Below are 18,215 nucleotides of genomic sequence, written 5' to 3' on the forward strand. Positions count from 1 at the left end.
GCCTGGGCGTGCCTGTTTTCCCGCAGCTTTTTACCAAGTACCTGGCGGCCAAAAGCTCGGATTCTTTAAAGACAACCATGACTCTTTATCCGCTTGCCATGATCTTGATCTATATTCCGGTGTTATTCCTCGGCGCGTTCGGAAATATAGTTTTCCCGGGTCTTGAGGGTAAGGCGTCAGATGCAATAATTCCGATGCTTTTAGAAAACTATTACGCACCGTGGATCGGAGCCCTGGTTTTATCGGCTGTAATAGCCGCCATTATGTCGACTATTGCCTCTCAATTAATTACCACCAGCACAATGTTATTAAAAGATCTTTATATTCCATATATAAACAAGAATCTTAGCCCGCAAAGAGAAGTGTTCGTTGGCCGTGTGTTTATCTTCTCTTTGGCCCTTTTGACTTGTTACATCGCCCTTAGTCCGCCGGCGGCAATATTGACTATTGTAACCTGGGCCTTTACCGGATATGCCGTATGCACCCCGGCAATTTTGGCCGCTCTGTACTGGCGGAGGAGTACCGCAGCCGCTATTATTTGCTCGGTGCTGGCGGGCGAGGGAGTATTGGTGCTGTTTATGTTGGGTATAATTCCGGCGTCTGTTCTTGGCAATTGGCAAGCTTGTGTCCCGGCAATTACAATAAGTACGCTAGTATTAATCGTGGTGTCTTATTTAACCAAATCCGGTGAAGAGGAAAGACGTTCGATTGATGAAAAACATGATTTTTTGGATACCATTTTCAAGGCTGAAAACGCATAGGGTACAGTAACTAGCTGAAAGAATGATTAGGTGTTTGAACTATTAAAAGGAGGCTGCCCTTTATGAATGGGAAAGTTACATTTTGGTTTATCATGATGTTCCTGCCTTTTTTACTCTATGTGGATTTTTGGCAGTGGAACACAATTTACCCGATTGTATTTGGCTGGATCCCCTGGCACGTGTTTTACCAAGTACTTCTTAACATTGCGATGGTTGTGATGTTTGCCTGCTTTTGCAAGTATCATTGGCCCAAAAATCACTTTAAAGATTAAATTATTAAATTTCACAGAACTCCTGGTTTAATCCAACGCTCCAAGAACAGGACCGCTCAGGTGGTCCTGTTCTTTTTTAACCGGGCTTGCCAACGCGTAACGAAGATTGCCCGGACGTGACTTTCGTTTTGGGGCGGTGCTTAAACTGTAGAATAAGCGATAAAGAAACCAGGTTTGCGCATTATCCCGGCGTGGAAAAACTGCGGGCCGGGGCCAAGGGCGAGTATACCGGATACTGTTGCTCGGCTCGGTACGGTATTAATGATGCTGAAAAAATTGGTAGACAAGGGGACGGTTCTTTTATCAGATTTACGTATTTGGTGAATAATACACAATTGAATTTCTGTTTGTGAAAACACTGTGCTAATGGCCTCAGAAAACCCGGAAAGGCCGTCTTTACAGGCAATCAGGATATCTTCAACACCCTACTTTTTAGGTCATTACAGACACCGAGCCAGAAACCGGCGCTTTCATGTTCCCCAATCCAGATGCCTAGGATTTCTTTTTGACCGGCCATATTGATGCCTAGTTCAGGACGTCCGCCTGGGTCTTATCTTCTTTGCGCTCCATGTGTTTCCAATTCCCTCCAGGTCCTGGCAACCCGGCACAAGCACTTGATGGTCAAGATAAATCAAATCGCCCTGATAATAAACCTTGCTGCAGTTTCTGTATTCTTTGAATTTAAAGCGTTCTCCTCCCTTTGCCCTCCCGCAGGCAAAGATGTCTGAATACACAAACGCGGAACCACTTTTCAAAAAACATTCCGATACGGATTGAAAACTTGAACCGGCATAAGGAATATTGTCTCTTGTTTTTGTTACATTAATTTCCTCCCGGTATTTATTTAAATGGGCAATGTCTTTGGTCACGGCGTATTTTCTTGCTTCCTCCGTCAAGTAATCAGAAGCGTCCGCCAGGTCGTTGCCCAACTGCTTGAATTCTGTTCTTCTTTTTTCAGCGGTGTGTTCGGCATCAAGGCTGGAATTCATATATAAAATACTTCCTCCCAGCAATACTGCTATAAGAAAAAATATTCCCAGAATCAGGGTGCTAATCGTTGATTGTTTGACGCCTGTCTCTGATCTCACGTTCAATACCCCCAAAAAAAGCAAAGAAGCTGGTTTGCCACTTTGCAAATACAGCTACTTTGCCTTAAATTTTATTTTAAACCACAATAACAGCCTTTGCAATTGCCAAAATAAAGCTCCCTTGATTTTTCTCACCCGCCGGGAATTTGAGGGAAATTACGAAAAAAGACTGTCATTAACAAAATACTTGGTTTAATATTTAATCATCCGGTATTTTTACGGAGGCGGATAATACCGTAACTTAGCGGGAGATGAGCCTCTTGGAAATAATCCAAAAGAATAATCAGCCTGAAATATTGCTGGTGGAAGACACACCCGAACATATTGAAGCAGTTGTGGCGGTGCTGCGCGAAAACAGCTACAGAATAAGAATTGCCAAGAAATGGAGTGCCGCTTTGGAATTATTAAATCAGCATCTGCCGGACTTGATTCTATTGGATATTTACATGCCTGAAATGGACGGCTTTGAATTATGTAAAACTATTAAAAGCAATAGTGCTTTCAGCAGTATTCCCATTATTTTTTTAACTGTCAAAAACGATGAGGACAGTATCCGGAAGGGATTCGAACTAGGCGCGCAGGACTACGTGGTTAAGCCTTTCAATACTTCCGAACTGCTGGCCCGTGTGAAAACACATATCAAACTGAAGCAGCAAACTGAATCGCTTCAAGAAGCCAAGCGCGAATTAGACAGCTTTTGCTATACTATATCCCATAATTTAAAGGTTCCTCTGCTGTCTATTGATAAGCTTATTGAATGCGCCGCTCAATGACAATTTCCAAATATGGCGGCAAGGGTTTAGCATGGTATAATCAAAAAAATAGAACTTGTGAGGTAAAATGCTTAACGAATTTTCAAGAACTGAATTGCTGATAGGGAAAAAGGGGATTGAGAAACTGGCTCAGAGCACGGTTGCCGTTTTCGGCATAGGCGGTGTGGGAACCTATACGGTTGAGGGGCTGGTGCGCGCCGGTGTCGGCAAGTTTGTGCTGGTGGATGACGACTGTATTTGTCTGACCAACATCAACAGGCAGCTTCACGCCACCAGGGAGACGGTAGGCAAGCCCAAGGTCGAGGTGATGCGGGACAGAATCCTCGCGATCAATCCGCGGGCTGAAGTGGCCGCCCGCCGAACGTTCTATATGCCAGGACATGCCCCGGAGCTTGTCAAACCGGAGTACGACTACATCGTTGATTCAATAGATACGGTAACCGCCAAGGTAGACTTGATCGTAAACGCCAAACAGCGGGATATTCCTATAATAAGCTGCATGGGGGCCGGCAACAAACTTGACCCGACCAAATTTGAAATTGCCGATATATATGAGACTTCAGTCTGCCCCCTGGCCAAGGTGATGCGCAAGGAATTGAGAAAAAGGGGCGTGAAAGGGCTGAAAGTCGTTTATTCGAAAGAAGAACCGATCATACCCATGGAAACCGACGGGTCCAGCTGCCGTTTCAACTGTATTTGCCCCAAGGGCACGACCAGAAAATGCACCGTTCGCCGCCAGATCCCGGGCAGTATATCATTTGTGCCTTCAGTCGCGGGTTTATTGATGGCGGGCGAGGTCGTCAAGGACCTGATTAACAGTGACTTTTGAGAGCATAGAACACGGCTCATATTTCTTTTCGGTGGTCATTTTAAATTTAGAAAGTACGATTATTGCTAAACCGGTTTTTTCCCTTAAATCCGCCGCCCCTCCCGTTGTTCTTTTTGCTGCTTCCGCTGCTATAGTATCCTCTCTCTCTTTGACCTGGAATTGCATTTTTATTCTGTCTTACTCTTAGTGGTCTCTCCTCGGTCAATATAACGGGAGTCTGGTCGAATTCTTTGGTTAAGACCTTCAACGCCGCCGCAAGAAGAGTAACCGGGTCATTTTCTTTCAGCAAGCCTTCCGCCAGCCCCTTGTAATTTCCGGTATCCCCGTTTTCCACGGCAAGCAGAAGCTTGTCAACAGCCAGACGCTGTTGCCATTCAACCGCCTCTTTAATCGTTGGTATAGGTTTCCGCGCTATTTTCCCTCCGGTCATATTTTCAATAACTCTTAAGTGCTGAATCTCCCGCGGCGTGACAAAAGTAATCGCTTTGCCTGCTTTTCCGGCACGGCCGGTGCGGCCGATACGGTGAACGTAGCCTTCCGGATCCTGGGGAACATCAAAGTTATATATATGAGTCACATCGCTGATATCCAAACCCCTGGCGGCAACATCCGTGGCTACAAGCACCTCAATAATGCCTTCTTTGAACCTGTGCATGACAAGGTCCCGCTTGGATTGCGCCAGATCCCCGTGGAGCGCTTCGGCTGAATAGCCGCGTTTGAGCAGTGCTTCAGAAAGCTCGTCAACCCTGCGCTTGGTCCGGCCGAAAACAATGGAACGATCCGGCGACTGGATGTCCAGCAAGCGGCAGAAAACATCGAATTTCTGCTTCTCCTCGACTTCAATATAGCTTTGTTCAGTGTTCGGAACAGTAACCTGCCTGCCCTCAATCCTGATCACTGCCGGGTTTCTCATGAACCGCCGGGCCAGAGCCTGGATCGGGCCGGGCATCGTCGCGGAAAAAAGCAAGGTCTGGCGCTCGTCGGGAACTTCCCTGAGAATGGTCTCAATATCCTCGACAAAACCCATATTCAGCATTTCGTCAGCTTCATCCAAAACCACCATCCTGACCTGGTTGAGGCGGACTGTTTTTCTTCTCATGTGGTCCATGAGACGGCCGGGCGTTCCCACGATAATGTGCTGTCTATTCTTAAGCGCCCTGACCTGACGGGTAATATCCTGCCCGCCGTAAACCGGCAGCGTGCGAATACCCTTTACCTGGCCGATCTTGTTTAATTCCTCGGCCACTTGTATGGCCAATTCGCGGGTAGGGGTTATGACAATTCCCTGAATCTGTTCCCGCTCGACATCGAACAACTCAACCATAGGTATACCAAAGGCAGCAGTCTTACCTGTCCCGGTGTGGGCTTGGCCAATCAGATCCTTCCCCGCTAATCCCATGGGAATAGCCCTTTCTTGAATGGGTGTGGCTTCTTCGAAACCCATGTTATTAATAGTCCGGAGCACCGGACCGGTCAATCCAAAATCACTAAATGTCGCCAATCTTTTATCTTCCCCTTTACTAGTGTAATTTAACTGCTAATCACTTTCATATTTAACTATAGTTAACTATAGCATACCCATTTAATTTTCTTTCTTATCCCACTGTAACGCTGTCTTACCACGAGGGCCATCTTTTCCATCAACATCATATAAAGAGCAAAGGGATTATCGCTATTCAAAGCAATAACCCCTTCAATGTCATAGCTTTTGGCGGAGAAAGAAAATTAAAACATCAATCATAATCTTTATTCTACACCATTTCCAGTTTTTGTGCAATATTTATTTAATTCTTAACCTCTTATATTTTTCGTTATCACAACCAGTTCCGCTGCGAGGATATAATCCCGCAGTATAATCCTGGTATCAGATATCATCTTAACATGTATTTACTTTTATATCCGCAAGTGATATCATATAAATATCAAAATAATAATAGACAGGAGAATGAATGATTATGAAAGAAAAGAATGCCTGGGTTTTCAATGGTTTTCTGGCGCTCCTTCTGCTGTTGGTCTGGTCGGGACTGGCAGCCTATATTCTGGTGGAACGGAATCCCATCGCGGGGGTGCTCATGCTTATAGCAGCCGCGTTAATTTTTAGCGGAATAGTTATAGTGCAACCCAATCAGGCGCGAGTTGTCACCTTTTTTGGCCGCTATATGGGAAGTGTGCGGGAAAGCGGCATCTGGCTGACCATACCGTTGACATCACGCAAAACGATCTCATTGCGGGTGCGTAACTTTAACAGTAATACATTAAAAGTCAACGATGTCGAAGGAAACCCCGTTGAAATCGCGGCTGTTGTTGTTTTTAAAGTAGTGGATTCCGCGAAAGCAGTGTTTGACGTCGATAAATATGAGGAATTTGTTGAAATACAAAGTGAAACGGCGTTGCGGCATGTCGCCACCAAGTATCCATATGACTGCTTTGAAGAAAAAGGATATTCCCTGCGCAGCAATGCTGAAGAAGTGGCTGATGAACTGAGCAAGGAACTTCAAACACGTCTTGCCGTGGCAGGGGTCGAAGTCATGGAAGCCCGCCTGACTCACTTAGCGTACGCTACTGAAATCGCCAGCGCCATGTTGCAGCGCCAGCAGGCGTCAGCGATAGTGGCAGCCAGGCAAAAAATCGTCGAGGGGGCGGTCGGCATGGCGCAAATGGCTATCAATCAGCTCCAGCGGGATAATATTGTGGAACTTGACGAAGAACGCAAAGTGGCTATGATCAACAATTTGATGGTGGCAATCGTTTCAGACCGGGCGGCCCAGCCGGTTATCAATACTGGCAGCCTATATTAAATCGGGTGGCCTCTCATGTCTGATAAAAAAAAATTTTTACTTCGTATCGACCCCAAATTATACGAGGCTTTAGAAAGATGGGCGGCCGACGAATTTCGCAGCGTAAACGCGCACGTTGAATATTTATTGAGTGAAGCGGCACGGAAGGCAAAGCGCGTGTCCGCGAAGTCTCCCGCCAATCCGATACAACAAAGTAATGATTAAAAATTACCTCTAACCTTTTGCAGCAATTCCTTGCGATTCGACGTGCCGGATTTCCGTAAATCAGCTCATAAACTTTTTTTTCACTATTAGTAAGACTATACCAAAAGCTGGCATTTCCCGGATCAATTTCTCGTCATCAGTTTCTGCAACCGGTATCGTTACAGGTTTTTTCATCAAGATTATTAGGCAAATCGGCTTTAACCTGTTCATACTGGTGTAATGGCCGGAGGTACCAGATTATTAACGGGTTAATCATAAACAAAAGACAGGCGCCCAGCACCGCTGTAGCGGGGCTTAACAAAGGACCGGGCAGCAATTGCGTATCCAACGCTATCCCGGGCGCTGTGATAAAAAACAAAGACAGGCCGAGCCCGAGTCCGAAAACCCGGGTATTCAGTATTTTAGACAAATCGCGCAAGGTAAGCCAGTAATAGAGATCTGTTGCGCAAAGTCCGGCAATTATCAACAGCAGAGTAATAATAATTTCTACCGGACGGTCGAGACTGATTATAGCGATTGTCAGACCAAGACCTAATAAACTTAACGCTACAGGTCCCAGCCATAAATACGAGAATTTTCGGGCATAAACCGCAAGCGCGAGATAGATTGCCGCATAAAGAAAAGAGTCTATTCCTATAACTGCCGGCCATTGGGAATAAAAAAGGGGCACTATCGCCCTGAACCAGAATCCTCCGGAAAAGTAAGCGGCCAATGAAAAAGCAATGATGCTGACAATAGTACTGGTTTTAATTTTTTTGTTTCCCGCTTCTTTTTTAGTCAGGTTGCATGCAAAATGTCTATTGCCGATATAGAGCGCGCCGAGAAGCGGAGCCAGTCCGGTAAGAGAAGCGGCGATCTTTACAAAAGGATAGGATAAAAAATGGGTAAAGCAGGTCAAACCCAGCAATACATTCGCTGTGGTCATGGCCAGACCAATCGTTATCACAGGAGATTTTTCATTCAAGAAAACCGGTATCCAGGACAGGACAAGATAAGCTGAAATAAGACCAAGTATGACGCTGATGACATTTGGATTATTTAAAGGAATAAAGGTCCATATACATGTTAGAATGAAAATTACCGCGCCGGAAGATACCACTAATCTTTTATCATTCAACACGACCGGAGGCAAAAAGGAAAAAATAATCATACCCAGGCCATGACTAAAAGTAAAAAAATGTCCCAGTATATACGCCTGCGGCCCGAATATCTCCTCCAACAACGGACCGTGCATGGGATATGAGAGAATCCAAGTAAAAATAAAAGCAAGCGCTAGGGCGTTCAACACCGAATCTTGCGGCACCAACTTAATCTTTTGAGGAAGAATCATAGTTCAGTCTTTCATGTAAATTAATCTTTAGCAAAATATATCATATTTTGTCGAACAAAAACACCTGATCGGGTGTATTTTTTTATGTTTTCCACGTGGGGTAGGTTATCGGCGTATATCTTTTTGCCATTGATTATTAAATCATTTTAAACAGATACCGATGGTCAGAAATCCAATGCTTCATAGGCTGAGCGTATTTCGCGCATGATATATATTGTATCTATACATCCATAAAAATTGAGGTGATTGATGTGCTGGCCAGGGATATTATGAACAAAAATGTTATTACCGTACAAGAAGATGCCGCCATTGAAGAAGTGGCCGGAATACTAACGGAAAACAACATCTCCGGGGCACCGATTTTAAATAAGGAAGGGAATTTAGTGGGCATTGTTACCGAAGAAGACCTGCTGCACAAGGAAACAAACCCCAGAACACCAGGTTTTCTGAATATACTGGGTGCTTTTATTTACATTAACGGGCTGGAAAGATACCGGGAGGATTTTAAAAAATTAGCCGCCCAAAGAGCGTCGGAAATAATGACTACTGATGTAATCACTGTCGGCGGTGATATAGAAATTGAACGGGTGGCTGCTTTAATGGTAGATAATGACATAAATAGAGTACCGGTGGTTGAAAACAACTCTGTCATTGGCATTATCAGCCGCGCTGACATAATTAAAACCCTGGCTCAACGGGTTTAAGCCAGACCTTTTTGCCGCTGATGCATACCCAAAGGTTACTTGTCTATAAATCAAGAAAAGCATGATTACCTTTAAATAATTACCTTATAAATAAAGTGGGCGGTTTTATGATCACCGCTCACTTTTTTACCGGCTCCACCTTCTAGCTGGACATACTCCTTAAAGCATCCACTTTCTTGATTTTCATGGAATCCCTGTGAAACTCTATTACTCCTTCATCCCTCAACCTGGACATCTCGCGTGACAGAGACGGGCGGGAAACGTTCAGGAAGTCAGCAAGCTCGTTCCTTTTCAGAGGCATCATGAACATGGTACTGCCCGTCCTTTTATACTGTTCCAGCAGAAAAGTGCTGATCTTCTCCCTCAGGCTCTTGATCGCCAGGTATTCTACCTTCTGGTGAAGCATAAGCGCCTTGCCCGATACAATTTCCAGCATGTTCGTGATCAGCTGCCTATGGCTCATGCAGGAATTTTCACAGTTGCCGACTATCTTTCCAGCCGGCAGGAACATTACTGTGCAGGCTGTCCTGGCCGCTACCGTTACCGGCCAGACGCCGTCTCCCGAAAACGCGGCCATCTCGCCGAACATCTCCCCGGGGCCGTTTACCGCTATAATGACCCGGCTACCGGCCGCGTTTTCCTTGGCAACCACTACCTCGCCGGAAAGGACTACCCCCAGACCGGTAAATCTTTCACCGGCAACGGCCACCCACTCATTTTTTCCGTAGCTGTTCACATTCGGCTTCAGGCATTCAAACACGATATTCAATTCATCCGGGCTTATCCTCCTAAATAATTCGCACTTAGATAAAGCTTTCATCCATTTCATATACATTTTTACTCACCCTTGTTTTTGGTAACCATGGCTACCGATTTAACGTTGCCAATATAATAAAATAACTTTACAAAAGCCGCAAGAAAAATATTTAAAGGGGGTCTCTTCAGGTGAAAAGAAAAATTGTCAAGATAGACGAAGAAAAATGCACCGGCTGCGGGCTTTGCGTCGATGCCTGTGGCGAGGGCGCCCTGCAGCTTGTCAATGGAAAAGCAAAGCTTGTGTCGGAAAGCTATTGCGACGGCCTGGGAGCCTGTCTTCCGGAATGTCCGGCCGACGCGATAACCTTGGAAGAGCGCGACGCAGCTGCGTTTGACGAAGAAGCTGTAAAAAAACACACGGCCGATAGACAAATTCCTATACCTGAAAACCTTGCCTGCGGGTGCCCCGGTACTCTGGCAAGGATAATCGAGCAGAATGGGAACCCGGCGCCTGTTATCCCCGCTGCAGGAAATCCCGCGCCGGCAACATCACAACTTCGCCAGTGGCCTTGCCAGATTAAGCTGGTGCCGGTGAACGCTCCCTACTTCGACAATGCCGGCCTGCTGGTAGCCGCCGATTGCACAGCTTACGCCTATGCCGGCATTCATAATGATTTCATGCACAATAAAATTACCATTATCGGCTGTCCGAAGTTGGATGATATCGATTACACCGAAAAACTGACAGGAATATTGAAGGCGCATGAATTAAAAAGCGTCACCGTGCTCCGCATGGAGGTACCCTGCTGCGGCGGCATCGCCAACGCGGTGAAACAGGCGCTCATAAACAGCGGTAAAATGATTCCGTGGCGTATTGTCACTATCACCACCGACGGAAAAATTGCGGAAGAATAGGTTCATTACTTCAAAAATAAACCAAGGAGGTAACACATGATGTTTTGTTTTCAATGCGAGCAAACGGCAGGCGGCAAAGGTTGCACCAAAGTGGGTGTGTGCGGCAAGCAGCCGGATCTCGCCGACAAGCAGGACGAATTAACCTGTGCCATGGTCGGACTAGCCCGCGCCGCGCAAGGCCGGACACCGGACCAGAACACGGACGCGCTGGTCATGCAAGGGCTTTTCGCGACACTCACCAACGTCAACTTTGACGGCAGCCGCATCGACGAGCTCAAAAACCTTATTCAAGCTGAAAAAGCAAAGCTGGGCGGGGTGGCAGACCCGGCCTTCGACACTCTCTGGGCAGGTGATCCAGACATGGTGTCCCTTCGCTCCACCCTTCTTTTCGGGTTGCGCGGCATGGCGGCTTACGCGTGGCACGCCTGTGTACTGGGCAAAAAAGACGATGCAGTAACATCATGGCTATACAAAGGGATGCGCGCCATCGGCGAGGAACATTCAGTCGAGGAGTGGCTGGGCTTGCTGATGGAGTTCGGCCAGGTCAATCTCAAGTGCATGGCCCTGCTTGATGAGGCCAACACCTCAACTTATGGGCATCCCGTGCCCGTCAAGGTCTCCACCACGGTTGAAAAAGGGCCGTTCATTATGATCACCGGCCACGACTTGCATGACTTGAAGCAGCTTCTTGAGCAAACAGAGGGCAAGGGCATAAACATTTATACCAACGGCGAAATGCTGCCCGCCCACGGCTATCCCGAACTGAAGAAATACCCGCATCTCAAGGGCAACTTCGGGACCGCCTGGCATAACCAAAAGAAGGAATTTGACGGCATACCGGCCCCTGTTCTTTATACAACCAACTGTCTGATGCCGCCTCTGCCTTCTTATTCCGACAGAATCTTCACCACCGATGCCGTCGGCTACCCGGGCATTAAACATATAAAGGGAGACAACGGCAGGAAAGATTTCACTCCGTTAATCAGCAAGGCCCTTGAACTGGGCGGCTGGGCGGAAGACAAGAAGCTCACCGGCATCAACGGCGGTTCGGAAGTGATGACCGGGTTTGCCCGCAACACTGTGCTCGGCGTTGCCGATAAAGTCATTGAAGCAGTCAAAGCCGGCGCGATCAAGCATTTCTTCCTGGTCGGCGGCTGTGACGGCGCCAGGGCGGGCAGAAACTACTATACCGATTTTGTCAGAAAGGCCCCTCCGGACACCGTCATCTTGACTCTGGCCTGCGGCAAGTTCCGCTTCAATGATCTGGACATCGGTGAAATCGGCGGCCTGCCGCGCATTATGGACATGGGCCAGTGCAACGACGCATATTCCGCCATCCAGGTGGCTGTCGCCCTGGCCGGCGCGTTCAACTGCGGGGTTAATGAGCTGCCCCTGACCCTCGTTCTCTCGTGGTACGAACAGAAAGCCGTGAGCATTCTGCTGACGCTCCTGTCGCTGGATATTAAAAACATCTACCTTGGTCCCACACTGCCCGCGTTTATCTCCCCGAACGTGCTGAACGTTCTGGCAGAAAAATTCAACATCAAGCCGATCAGCACGCCGGCAGCGGATTTAGAAGCGATTCTTGGATAAAGAAAAGTGGGGTCAGGCTTTACTTTGTGAGATTATTATTTAAGAAAGTAAAGCCTGACTCATTGTTATTCCGGAGAGTCAAAGAGTCAAGGGGAAAGAGTCAAGAGAGTCAAGGGGTCAGCCCTTGACATTGGACAAGCACATAAATTACTTTTTATAAGTAAGTTCTTTTTTACTGTCTCGTACGTTTAATGCCAAATTACTATAACAAGGTTATCGCTCCGATAAAGTTCAAATGCTGTTTAAAAACAAGAACGGTTTCTGATAAACCCAGCCTATGGGGAAGTCCACCTCCGACAATGACAGCTTTTACGGATAGTTCCTTCGTACCGGGGAATATTTTGCGCGTCGCAAGAATTTCAATTTTAGGATTTACCTTTCTGGCCTTGGTCAATATTTTATTTGTCCTGGTAGCAATGCCTGAAGCATACTCTAAAATATTCATGGATGCTCGCCAGGACATATGCAGGTTCTCTGCGTCACCTTCGGCTTCAATAATGCTGGTTTGCGGTTGCACCTTGGTTCCTGAAGATAGATGTTTCAAAGTGTTAATGTTTTATATTGTATCCGCCGCCGGACTTGAAAACCAAAGCGGTCGACATCAGTGTCTCGTACATGGAATGCAGCGAATCTTCTACAGCCAGGACAAAGCAGGCAGAAGGCTGCCATGGCCGGTCGGGTTTACCCTTGTTAGCCCAAATGGGAGTCGATGGAATAAATAAAGGCTCACCTATTTCTCACCTAATTTATAGAAGCGAGTTTCTCCCCCCAGTGTTTTGGGTTTTCTTTTTCAGCGCCTGCCGCCACTCGGGCAAGGCGAAAAACTGCTTCCTCGAATGTTTCTATAATGTTGCCTGAATCATCTCTTAACGCATAACGAGCGTTAAAAACATTTTGACCTGCATCAGTAAGTTTATTCATAATTAGCCGCCTTCATGGTTTAGTATGGATTTCTAAAAATTTAGTTTAATTCTTATAGCAAAATGTCTTTTAGCATGTTTTATCTTTTAGAATCATCTTGCAATCAATGATTATGGCAAGTGGTTTTTCTTTTATTAAATCTCTTTGGCTAATTTATATGATTAAATAGTCAGGGTCAGTATTAACCTAATAACAGCAGGTAAATTCTTTCAAATGTTAACACAGGGTGTGGCTCACTTTGGGCTGTAAACATTTTAGGAACCTGTTAACACTCTTCAAAAGCCAGATCAATCAGTGATATTACAACAAGCTTAACAGCACAGGTAAAAAATTAGCTAGATAAACCAGCTTAATAGACCTAGCTCTTACCTAGAGTCCTTGAACATACCTTAGCTCAAACCCTGTTTTAATTTATTATTTAGTTAGTGTGATTGAGTTTGTAGGGCAATTTTCCTCGCAAGTCATGCATCCCAGACAAGCTTCTGGGTGAACAACTTTGGCAATATCGCTTATTTCAAATACCTTTGGATCCGCAGGGCACTCATCATAACATATGGCACAAGCCACGCATGTTTCACTATCTACTATTGGTTTCATTTAACTAACCTCCTCCAGGTAATTATGAAATAATGTTATATAGAACAATTCCAAAGATAGTTTAGCTAACAAATTTCGTTTTTTATGCATCTAATTGTTTGTATGCTTCAATCATAATGGCACATTCTAAACGCTTTTTTGCATTGTACAAAACAATTCCTCAGGCTTCATAATATCTCCGCTTGCATAATAAGAATTTGCATGACAACTACCTGAACAGTAAAGTTTTGCCCAACAATCACGGCAATGGATACTTCCACAGTTACCATCTATAGCAATATTAATTCCACCCATTGTGTAAATGCATCTCCAAATTGAATCATCTTTCAAAAACAATTTCATCCCCAACTGAAAAGATATGGCAACGTTCTTTAAGAAAACGCTTCATTTCACAGATAGCTATCATTCCGGTGCAATGCAGCGGAATGATAGTTTCAACCCTATAATTCAAAAAACTCTGGATTGTTAATTCAATTCTGATATCTGGAACACTCTCCATGTGCATTCCACCAATTAAACCGGCTATTTTTTCACCCGGGAATAACTTTTGCGCATACCTAAGACAGTTTACCACTCCTACGTGGCTACATCCCACAAAAATATAAATCCCCTTGTTTCCTTTCAAAACAAGGATTTGTTCATCAATAAAAAGATCACGAGAAATCTCGTCATTTTCATTGCGCACAAAAAAATAATGGGGAACATCCTCAAAGGCAACACCTCTTGGGATCATTGGCGATACTACAGCCACGCTATTTATTTGTTTCGTTTTTACCGTTGAATTAATTCTTCCGCTAAGTTTTTTCCAAACATCTCTGCTCCATGGAACACCAATACTTCTATTCTGGGTTTTTCCATCACTCATGTAAAATCTTTCATTGAACGCCTTAGGATGCATATATATTGGTGCTAATGTGTTGAGTCTGCAAAAATACGGCACGCCACCCGTATGATCATAATGACCATGACTAATAACCAGAGCATTTACTTTTGAAAGATCTACACCAGATGTTTCGGCGTTCCAGGAAAAAACATCCGTTTGGCCTGTATCGAAAAGAATATTCCCGTCATCCGTTTCTATCCACACGGATAGTCCGTGTTCCGCAAGAAATCCTCTTCTTTTTGAATAATTGTCGCATAAGATATGGAACTTTATCATAACTCTTTTTATTCCCGGGTTTTTATCTTTACTTCAAGTGAATATTTGTGTTGTTGTATTCAATCAACTACTGGCTCTCGTCATCTTCGTCCGGCGGGTGAGTGATGAAATACTCACGCTCAAGAAGTTCGTGATACTCCTCTGGTATAGGTACTGTAAGCTTCGATGCGATTTCATCACGGGCAATCAGTCTGCAGACTAAATCATAACTGCCGTCAGGATTCTTGCGCGGCCGCCACCGTTTAAGCATGGTCCCTTCACGCTCCATGTGGTCTTTGACTACATTATTACACCAAGTGAAAAAGCTTTCCTGCAGGTCGTTAAGGAACTCTTCCATTATTTGATCCTCCGCGCAGTTCTTTTTAACACATTATCAATATTTCCTAGCAATTAATTATTTAATATGGATAATTTTTGTTGCCAATTATTCAAAACGATTAGTTATTAAAACTAAGGTATTCTTATTTCTTATGACAAGTTTATCTGTGAAGTAATAGATGGCTATTATAGACGTGTTCCTATTGAGTCATATTCTCAGGGATAAAATTGGCAAAAAGGTTACTATTATATTCCTCAATCTTACCTTGATCACAGAGCTTTGAAAAACTGGGGTCTACAGGCAAGCCGCCAATATAGGGTATCTGAAACTTTTGAGCAATTTCTTCACCCCGGCTAGGTCCAAACAACTCAAAATGTTCGTTGCAATGCGGGCAAACGGCGCCACTCATATTTTCAACCAGTCCAATTATGGGTATATTCATCATTTGGGCCATCCTTATTGCCTTGCTCACAATCATAACCGCAAGATCTTGTGGTGAAGATACAACAATCAGCCCGTTTAATGGCAGGGATTGCATCACAGTCAAAGGTACGTCACCAGTGCCGGGCGGCAAGTCAACAAAAAGATAATCAAGGTCACCCCAGGCCACATCTGTCCAAAACTGTTTGACTGTACCGGAAATTACTGGACCGCGCCAAATAACCGGGTCATCTTCATTGGCGGTCAATAAGTTTAGTGACATAACTCTTATCCCATTTTTGCTTATTGAGGGGAATAACGCGGAGCCGTTGCTTTTCACCCCACTCTTTATGCCAAACATCTTTGGCAGGCTCGGGCCGGTGATATCCGCGTCCAGTACTCCCACCGAACAGCCTTTTTTTCTATATTCACAAGCAAGTATAGATGTTATCGAAGATTTCCCCACACCGCCTTTTCCACTCATGACAGCGATAACGTTCCTGATATTGCTAAATTCGTTTCCGGTCAATTTCTCAATACCGGCATTGCCTTCATGACCACATCCGCCGCTTTTTTCATTGTCACATGCAGAATCTGAATTTTGTTGCATTGTTTTAATTCCTCCTTAGTTTTTTAATGATCGCAGGCATTATCCCCTGTTTCTAGATTGCCGGCCAAAAACAGCCTGACGATATCTTCCGGACTACCTGAGGCCGAATTAGCGCCAATTACTACATTTACGCCATTCTGGTTGAACAATTCCTGTGCCCGCGGCCCCATACCACCGGCAATGATAATCTTAGCTCCTTTTTCACCCAGTAATCTTGGGTACAAACCAGGCTCATGCGGAGGAGGTGTAAATGATTCTTTTTTCAGGATTTCTTTAGTTTCAGGGTTGACGTCAAAAAAATCAAATCTTTCACAATGTCCAAAATGCATACATAACTGGTCTCCTGCGATAGGTAGTGCAATTTTCATTTTTTTGCTTCCTTTCACTGTTTTATTTTAGTTTAACTTTATTCCTGGCTTTTTACCGGCTAAAAGGGGTTAATGAAGCCTTCATTTAACTTATCTTTAATATTGCTAATTTCTTAGAAACACCCCAGTTCACAAGCTATGATTTTTATTTTTAATTTATTGGCAACCTCGCGGATAAGATTAGGTGGCACTTTTAGCTCTTCCGCCAATTTCCTGGCTTCAGGCCAGCTTATTTTCTTTTCTGCCGAAGCTTTTTCAACCGCTTCTAAAATTGCTCGGGGATGATTATTGCGCTCTTGCCACTGGTAAAGTGCCTGTCTCTCCCTTGCCGCTTGCCACGGCGACTGTCATGTCTACTGTCATTAAATTCCCCCTAAAGGGTGTCCTACTCTTTATTTTCTAATTCTTTTATGCGTTTTTTAGCCTGTTCAAGGGTACTTTCCAGGTAGCCAACTTCTTCTTTAAGGAGGTTTAACTCATTCTCATTGCTACCCGGAGTTGTAAAATGCTTTGTCATTAAGGAATGGGCAAAGTATCCGCCAAGTCCAACAAGCATTCCAGCGGTAAAGTCAGAGCACAGCCAGCCGCGCCTGCCACCACGGCCAAGCCTTTGAGCTAAACCATTACCAGGCAGAATATTACTTATACAAAATCCGCGTCCACGTCCTGTCATTATACCCATACCCAATGGACCGGTCCCATCAAATCCCGGCATAAATACATTACCTCCCTGCCTTAGTTTTTGTAAATCTAACAGCAGCCCCTACCTTGACCACCACGCCCCTGGCCTTGCCTGGCTCACCGGCCACCACCACGGCCACAGCATCCGTTGCCCTGCCCCTGACTCTGTCCGGCACCAGTACCAGTACCACACGGGCCTAAGCGCCTGCCTGCTTCCGGACCCCGGCCCAGCGGCCCGATTCCATCTCCTCTTGGCATTTTATACACCTCCCATAATTTAATAAAACTAGCCATGTGCATGACTCAGATCCGTTGATATAGCTGGATTTGATGCACACTAAATTTGCTTATCACTCAATATATGATAGGATTTCCTCCCATAAATGTCGAATTAAGTATTTGCCACAATCCAAAACCAACAAAAACAGGAGGAACCCCTATGCATCAACAATTAATAATGAACATCATTGACTTCTTTACTCCTCAATCCAAAGTCGTTTTCTATACCAAAATCTTTGATTCTCTTGACCTCTCAAGCTTTCCTGATAAAGTCAATTCAAGTATTTCTGGGCCAGATGGCTTTTCTCGTCGTGCTCTCTTCAGAGCTTTTATAGTCATGAAGTGTGAGAAGTTTTCTGAAATAACTCAGATCCAGGAATATCTCTTCAATAACCAAATTATCGCTCACACTTGCGGCTTTGATATTACCAAGAAGTTACCTTCTTACTGGACTTACAGGCGTTTTATCAAAAATACTGCCCACAAATGGTTGACTGCCGTTATGAAGTCTCAAGTTAAAACTCTTGTTTCCCTTGGTTTTATTGATGGCAGCTTTGTTTCTCTTGATTCCACTTCTATTGAGGCCAATACTTCAAAGAATAATTCAAAGTCTTTTGATAAAACACGTTTTGATAAGTCTATTCAGCCAAAGTCTGATAAGGATTGTAAACTCGGTGTCAGGACTGCAAGTAATGCTTATAACGAGAAAAAATACGAGTTTTACTGGGGTTACAAGAACCATATCCTTGTGGATGCCATCTCCGGTTTACCTATCGCTGAAATTACTACTACTGCCAACGTTACCGATGGTGAAATTGCCATTCCTCTACTCAGGGAT

Annotated in this window: 24 protein-coding genes and 1 pseudogene; 10 read left to right on the top strand and 15 right to left on the bottom strand. The window is 44.8% G+C overall.

All coding sequences use genetic code 11. The annotated features are described in order from the left end of the window. Window positions 1-761, top strand: a 761-nt coding sequence (locus tag A4E54_RS09835) for a sodium:solute symporter family protein (RefSeq protein ID WP_286725951.1), incomplete at its 5' end; no start/stop codon positions are given. Window positions 762-823: 62 nt separating this feature from the next. Further along, entirely contained in the window at window positions 824-1,033 is a 210-nt protein-coding gene (locus tag A4E54_RS09840; protein WP_240085072.1) for a hypothetical protein, read from the top strand. Between the two features lie 299 nt (window positions 1,034-1,332). On the opposite strand, the pseudogene A4E54_RS09845 reads toward A4E54_RS09840, so the two are convergent. Beyond that, window positions 1,333-1,562 (bottom strand): annotated as a pseudogene (locus A4E54_RS09845) (transposase); the annotation flags it as partial. Window position 1,563: 1 nt separating this feature from the next. Then, window positions 1,564-2,121: an urease accessory protein UreD gene (locus tag A4E54_RS09850; protein WP_240085071.1), complete on the bottom strand. Its 558-nt coding sequence runs from the start codon at window positions 2,119-2,121 to the stop codon at window positions 1,564-1,566. A 260-nt stretch (window positions 2,122-2,381) separates the two neighbouring features. On the opposite strand from A4E54_RS09850, the gene A4E54_RS09855 reads away from it, so the two are divergent. Together A4E54_RS09855 and A4E54_RS09860 are read left to right on the top strand one after the other, a co-directional pair. Further along, window positions 2,382-2,894, top strand: a complete 513-nt coding sequence (locus A4E54_RS09855) for a response regulator (RefSeq protein ID WP_286725955.1) — start codon at window positions 2,382-2,384, stop codon at window positions 2,892-2,894. Between the two features lie 67 nt (window positions 2,895-2,961). Then, entirely contained in the window at window positions 2,962-3,723 is a 762-nt protein-coding gene (locus A4E54_RS09860; protein ID WP_286725957.1) for a tRNA threonylcarbamoyladenosine dehydratase, read from the top strand. A gap of 46 nt (window positions 3,724-3,769) precedes the next feature. Here the strand turns inward: A4E54_RS09860 and cshA are convergent, their stop codons facing one another. After that, window positions 3,770-5,224 carry a degradosome RNA helicase CshA gene (gene cshA, locus A4E54_RS09865; RefSeq protein WP_282442407.1) on the bottom strand — a complete coding sequence of 485 codons (1,455 nt, stop codon included), beginning with the start codon at window positions 5,222-5,224 and terminating at the stop codon, window positions 3,770-3,772. Between the two features lie 454 nt (window positions 5,225-5,678). On the opposite strand from cshA, the gene A4E54_RS09870 reads away from it, so the two are divergent. Next, window positions 5,679-6,521, top strand: a complete 843-nt coding sequence (locus tag A4E54_RS09870; protein ID WP_240085094.1) for an SPFH domain-containing protein — start codon at window positions 5,679-5,681, stop codon at window positions 6,519-6,521. 15 nt (window positions 6,522-6,536) lie between these two features. After that, entirely contained in the window at window positions 6,537-6,725 is a 189-nt protein-coding gene (locus A4E54_RS09875) for a type II toxin-antitoxin system antitoxin (RefSeq protein ID WP_240085093.1), read from the top strand. Between the two features lie 136 nt (window positions 6,726-6,861). Here the strand turns inward: A4E54_RS09875 and A4E54_RS09880 are convergent, their stop codons facing one another. Continuing rightward, on the bottom strand, window positions 6,862-8,028 hold the full coding sequence (locus A4E54_RS09880) for a LuxR family transcriptional regulator (RefSeq protein ID WP_240085092.1): 1,167 nt from the start codon (window positions 8,026-8,028) through the stop codon (window positions 6,862-6,864). A gap of 278 nt (window positions 8,029-8,306) precedes the next feature. Between A4E54_RS09880 and A4E54_RS09885 the strand changes: the two genes are divergently transcribed. After that, window positions 8,307-8,759, top strand: a complete 453-nt coding sequence (locus A4E54_RS09885; RefSeq protein ID WP_286725960.1) for a CBS domain-containing protein — start codon at window positions 8,307-8,309, stop codon at window positions 8,757-8,759. A 142-nt stretch (window positions 8,760-8,901) separates the two neighbouring features. Here the strand turns inward: A4E54_RS09885 and A4E54_RS09890 are convergent, their stop codons facing one another. After that, window positions 8,902-9,594, bottom strand: coding sequence for a Crp/Fnr family transcriptional regulator (locus tag A4E54_RS09890; protein WP_286725961.1), 693 nt, complete (start codon window positions 9,592-9,594; stop codon window positions 8,902-8,904). A 110-nt stretch (window positions 9,595-9,704) separates the two neighbouring features. Here A4E54_RS09890 and A4E54_RS09895 point away from each other — a divergent pair, with 110 nt between their 5' ends. Together A4E54_RS09895 and hcp are read left to right on the top strand one after the other, a co-directional pair. Continuing rightward, window positions 9,705-10,430, top strand: a complete 726-nt coding sequence (locus tag A4E54_RS09895) for a 4Fe-4S binding protein (RefSeq protein ID WP_240085090.1) — start codon at window positions 9,705-9,707, stop codon at window positions 10,428-10,430. A 36-nt stretch (window positions 10,431-10,466) separates the two neighbouring features. Next, window positions 10,467-12,023, top strand: coding sequence for a hydroxylamine reductase (hcp, locus tag A4E54_RS09900; RefSeq protein WP_286725963.1), 1,557 nt, complete (start codon window positions 10,467-10,469; stop codon window positions 12,021-12,023). A 202-nt stretch (window positions 12,024-12,225) separates the two neighbouring features. On the opposite strand, the gene A4E54_RS09905 is transcribed toward hcp, so the two are convergent. From A4E54_RS09905 to A4E54_RS09950, 10 genes are all read right to left on the bottom strand, one after another. Next, complete coding sequence (locus A4E54_RS09905) at window positions 12,226-12,567, bottom strand: beta/alpha barrel domain-containing protein (RefSeq protein ID WP_312038123.1); 342 nt, start codon at window positions 12,565-12,567, stop codon at window positions 12,226-12,228. Between the two features lie 4 nt (window positions 12,568-12,571). Then, on the bottom strand, window positions 12,572-12,757 hold the full coding sequence (locus A4E54_RS15915; RefSeq protein ID WP_502687937.1) for a ribonucleotide reductase barrel domain-containing protein: 186 nt from the start codon (window positions 12,755-12,757) through the stop codon (window positions 12,572-12,574). Window positions 12,758-12,764: 7 nt separating this feature from the next. Continuing rightward, window positions 12,765-12,944, bottom strand: a complete 180-nt coding sequence (locus A4E54_RS09910; RefSeq protein ID WP_240085088.1) for a ribonucleotide reductase N-terminal alpha domain-containing protein — start codon at window positions 12,942-12,944, stop codon at window positions 12,765-12,767. A 414-nt stretch (window positions 12,945-13,358) separates the two neighbouring features. Continuing rightward, the gene (locus tag A4E54_RS09915) at window positions 13,359-13,541 is read right to left on the bottom strand and encodes a 4Fe-4S dicluster domain-containing protein (RefSeq protein WP_240085087.1); all 183 of its coding nucleotides are present in this window, start codon (window positions 13,539-13,541) and stop codon (window positions 13,359-13,361) included. A 319-nt stretch (window positions 13,542-13,860) separates the two neighbouring features. After that, window positions 13,861-14,700, bottom strand: a complete 840-nt coding sequence (locus tag A4E54_RS09925; protein WP_286725965.1) for an MBL fold metallo-hydrolase — start codon at window positions 14,698-14,700, stop codon at window positions 13,861-13,863. Between the two features lie 67 nt (window positions 14,701-14,767). After that, window positions 14,768-15,037, bottom strand: coding sequence for a hypothetical protein (locus tag A4E54_RS09930; protein WP_240085085.1), 270 nt, complete (start codon window positions 15,035-15,037; stop codon window positions 14,768-14,770). Window positions 15,038-15,218: 181 nt separating this feature from the next. Next, the gene (locus tag A4E54_RS09935; RefSeq protein ID WP_240085084.1) at window positions 15,219-16,049 is read right to left on the bottom strand and encodes an Mrp/NBP35 family ATP-binding protein; all 831 of its coding nucleotides are present in this window, start codon (window positions 16,047-16,049) and stop codon (window positions 15,219-15,221) included. A 23-nt stretch (window positions 16,050-16,072) separates the two neighbouring features. Further along, a complete protein-coding gene (locus tag A4E54_RS09940; RefSeq protein ID WP_282442409.1) occupies window positions 16,073-16,417 on the bottom strand; it encodes a NifB/NifX family molybdenum-iron cluster-binding protein in 345 nt (114 codons plus the stop codon). Window positions 16,418-16,802: 385 nt separating this feature from the next. Continuing rightward, window positions 16,803-17,132, bottom strand: coding sequence for a DUF5320 domain-containing protein (locus A4E54_RS09945; protein ID WP_240085082.1), 330 nt, complete (start codon window positions 17,130-17,132; stop codon window positions 16,803-16,805). Between the two features lie 7 nt (window positions 17,133-17,139). Continuing rightward, a complete protein-coding gene (locus A4E54_RS09950) occupies window positions 17,140-17,289 on the bottom strand; it encodes a hypothetical protein (RefSeq protein ID WP_240085081.1) in 150 nt (49 codons plus the stop codon). A gap of 248 nt (window positions 17,290-17,537) precedes the next feature. Between A4E54_RS09950 and A4E54_RS09955 the strand changes: the two genes are divergently transcribed. Then, on the top strand, window positions 17,538-18,215 hold a 678-nt coding region (locus tag A4E54_RS09955; protein ID WP_286725967.1), incomplete at its 3' end, for a transposase.

This window comes from Pelotomaculum sp. PtaB.Bin117, assembly GCF_002067195.1.
GTDB classification, from domain to species: domain Bacteria; phylum Bacillota; class Desulfotomaculia; order Desulfotomaculales; family Pelotomaculaceae; genus Pelotomaculum_D; species Pelotomaculum_D terephthalicicum.

Excerpts from the sequence above, each read along its gene's own strand:
- A4E54_RS09840 (WP_240085072.1), top strand. The coding sequence starts at position 824 with ATGAATGGGAAAGTTACATTTTGGTTTATCATGATGTTCCTGCCTTTT.
- A4E54_RS09860 (WP_286725957.1), top strand. The coding sequence starts at position 2,962 with ATGCTTAACGAATTTTCAAGAACTGAATTGCTGATAGGGAAAAAGGGG.
- A4E54_RS09870 (WP_240085094.1), top strand. The coding sequence starts at position 5,679 with ATGAAAGAAAAGAATGCCTGGGTTTTCAATGGTTTTCTGGCGCTCCTT.
- A4E54_RS09875 (WP_240085093.1), top strand. The coding sequence starts at position 6,537 with ATGTCTGATAAAAAAAAATTTTTACTTCGTATCGACCCCAAATTATAC.
- A4E54_RS09890 (WP_286725961.1), bottom strand. The coding sequence starts at position 9,594 with ATGTATATGAAATGGATGAAAGCTTTATCTAAGTGCGAATTATTTAGG.
- hcp (WP_286725963.1), top strand. The coding sequence starts at position 10,467 with ATGATGTTTTGTTTTCAATGCGAGCAAACGGCAGGCGGCAAAGGTTGC.
- A4E54_RS09910 (WP_240085088.1), bottom strand. The coding sequence starts at position 12,944 with ATGAATAAACTTACTGATGCAGGTCAAAATGTTTTTAACGCTCGTTAT.
- A4E54_RS09915 (WP_240085087.1), bottom strand. The coding sequence starts at position 13,541 with ATGAAACCAATAGTAGATAGTGAAACATGCGTGGCTTGTGCCATATGT.
- A4E54_RS09925 (WP_286725965.1), bottom strand. The coding sequence starts at position 14,700 with ATGATAAAGTTCCATATCTTATGCGACAATTATTCAAAAAGAAGAGGA.
- A4E54_RS09930 (WP_240085085.1), bottom strand. The coding sequence starts at position 15,037 with ATGGAAGAGTTCCTTAACGACCTGCAGGAAAGCTTTTTCACTTGGTGT.
- A4E54_RS09935 (WP_240085084.1), bottom strand. The coding sequence starts at position 16,049 with ATGCAACAAAATTCAGATTCTGCATGTGACAATGAAAAAAGCGGCGGA.
- A4E54_RS09940 (WP_282442409.1), bottom strand. The coding sequence starts at position 16,417 with ATGAAAATTGCACTACCTATCGCAGGAGACCAGTTATGTATGCATTTT.
- A4E54_RS09945 (WP_240085082.1), bottom strand. The coding sequence starts at position 17,132 with ATGCCGGGATTTGATGGGACCGGTCCATTGGGTATGGGTATAATGACA.